2 protein-coding genes and 1 pseudogene are annotated in these 2567 nt (G+C 41.5%); 2 read left to right on the plus strand and 1 reads right to left on the minus strand.

From position 1 onward, the window contains the following. Positions 1-191: 191 nt before the first annotated feature. On the plus strand, positions 192-1199 hold the full coding sequence (locus tag C200_RS15340) for a hypothetical protein (RefSeq protein WP_016212392.1): 1008 nt from the start codon (positions 192-194) through the stop codon (positions 1197-1199). 27 nt (positions 1200-1226) lie between these two features. On the opposite strand, the gene C200_RS04280 is transcribed toward C200_RS15340, so the two are convergent. Continuing rightward, positions 1227-2380 (minus strand): IS3 family transposase gene (locus tag C200_RS04280; protein WP_105962623.1). Its coding sequence is split into 2 segments (ribosomal slippage): positions 1227-2110 and positions 2110-2380, totalling 1155 coding nucleotides; the frame shifts between segments, so codons are not numbered across the junction. A 59-nt stretch (positions 2381-2439) separates the two neighbouring features. On the opposite strand from C200_RS04280, the pseudogene C200_RS16670 reads away from it, so the two are divergent. Continuing rightward, positions 2440-2567 (plus strand): annotated as a pseudogene (locus tag C200_RS16670) (IS30 family transposase); the annotation flags it as partial.

Consider the following 2567-nt stretch of genomic DNA (forward strand, 5'->3'; position numbering starts at 1 on the left):
ATTTCTTTGAGGTCACGATAAGACAAAGCATAGCGGCCATACCAGCGCACCAACCAAAGAATGATCTCACCAGAGTAGTGCTTCCATTTAAAGGGTTGATTCTTCTTAAATCGTTTACGTCTAGCCACAGTAATTCACTCTTAATTTCAGTTGATTGCTACACCATACTCAAATCTAAATTTTTCGCAACAGTGCCCTTAAAAGCACCGAGTAATTACCGCGTTGAACAAAGCGTAAGTTATCACGGCGGCATCGCCGAAGCGGTCTTGATTGTTGCCTTTGATGGCGATCCAAATGCGGCGTATTACGAGTATCAAGTGCGTAGCAATGACGGTAATTATTCCGACGTTAAAACCACCCATTTAAATCATATTGAGTTCAGTAGCACAGGTGCAACCTACACGTTTCGAGTGCGTGCGATGGGCTGGTTTGGGCAACGTAGCCATTATTCAACATACCACTGTAGCGCATCACTCGAGCAGCAGATTCCTCAGAATGTCAGCCGTTTTGTCTCCTCGTATAGCGATAAAATCGCCGTTTTAGAATGGGCGAAAAATCCAGAGTTGTATGTTAAACACTACGAGATCAGGCACGGCACCGCTTGGGAAAACTCCATTTTAATTGCAGAACTTAATAGCACTACACTGCATCTAACACAGGCCAGACCTGGCTTTTATTTGATTAAAGCGGTGAGTCAATGGGGGATTAAATCAGCTGAAGCGAGTGTGTTAGAACTGACTGATTTAACGCCGTTAAATATTATTCAAGAATATGATTATGCCGCTAATGATTGGCCGGGTGAGTTTCATCACACCGCGGTTAATAATAATAACCATATTCGTTTATTTTTATACTACTCTTGGGGCGGTATGACTCAATCCTGGGAGGATTATAGTGACAGTTGGGAAAACACCAAAAGCGGAACCTTAGCGACGGACATTAGTGAAGGATACTACCTGAGTGCTGTTTATGATCTAGGTAAAATCATGCGCTGCCGTGTCTATGCGGATATGCAAATCAGTCAAAGCAATGATGATTTATCCTTTGATAATATGCAGAACGCGTGGAGCCATTACACGCTAGAAAATAATTGGTCGTGGTTAGGATCACCGGAAGCCTGTGGCTTTGAAGTGCAATGTTCAACGTCAGAGGATAATCAAAACTGGACGGAGTTTATACCGCTCACCGCATCCTTTTGATCTGGCAACCTTTTTCTAGACAAATTTTTAACTGATTTTTTGATTATGCTCGTATTCCTCAGGTGATAAATAATCATTAGCTGAGTGAATGCGTTTTCTGTTATAAAAAACTTCGATATACTCAAAGATCGCTGATTTAGCCTCCTGTCGATTTTTAAAATTCATGTGATGAACTAACTCCGTTTTTAAGGTATGAAAGAAACTCTCTGAAACAGCGTTATCCCAGCAGTCTCCCTTACGACTCATACTTTGCTTAATTTGATGATCTTTAAGAATCTCACGATGACTTTCTGAAGCATATTGGCTTCCGCGATCTGAATGCCAAATTAACCCAGCTTTAGGCTTTCGTTTCCATAAGGCCATCAACAGAGCATCATTGACGAGTGATGCTTCCATATGATCCTCCATGGCCCAGCCAACAACTTTTCGTGAGAATAAGTCAATCACAACAGCCAAGTACAACCAGCCTTGTTGGGTCCGTATGTAGGTAATATCACCAACATATTTTTGGTTAGGGCCTGTTGCTGAAAAATTCCGGTCCAACACGTTTTTCGCAATTGGCAATCGATGTTTAGAATCCGTAGTTACTTTGAATTTACGCTTTATCTTGCAGCAAAGCTGGTTCTGCTTCATTAAACGGCCAACTCGCTTACGGCTTACAGAAATTTCCTGTGTTGCCAACTGTTTTCTAATTCTTCGAGTACCATAGGTTGCACGGCTTTCGATGAATATTTCCTTGATTCGCCTAGCTAATTTTTGGTTCTCTATCATTCGCTTGGAAGGCTGTACCTTTAACCAACTGTAATAACCTGATCGGCTAACACCTAAGATTGAGCACACCCTATCTACTGGAAAAACACATTTATTTTCTTTGATCCAGGCATACTTTACTGTGTTTCGCTTGCAAAGTACGCCGCCGCTTTTTTTAGTATTTCACGTTCCTGTGTCACTCTAGCCAACTCTTTTTTTAACTGTTTTATTTCAGCAGCCATATCACTAACTTCATCTTTAACAGTATTTGGACTGTTTGGATGATATTTATTGACCCAACCATGCAGTGTACTTGAGTGAATACCCAATTCCTGTGCTGTATGACTGATTGCTTGATTTGAATCGACTGCAAGCTTGGCAGATGATTTTTTAAATTCTTCGGTGTACTTGGTGACGTGACGCTTTCCCATTGTGATTCCTCCGGCTCGGATTATTGTAATTTATTTGTCCGGAATAGGGTAGCCTGATCAGAGAGCAGGGCGGAGAGCTTTACAAAAACCTGCCTCATTCGGGAAAACCTTATAAGAAAAAGGTGAATCGTGGTGATCAAATAAAAATACCTAATCGCGTTGGTATTGAACACCGGCCTGCTATTGC

Source organism: Piscirickettsia salmonis LF-89 = ATCC VR-1361 (assembly GCF_000297215.2).
Classification (GTDB): domain Bacteria; phylum Pseudomonadota; class Gammaproteobacteria; order Piscirickettsiales; family Piscirickettsiaceae; genus Piscirickettsia; species Piscirickettsia salmonis.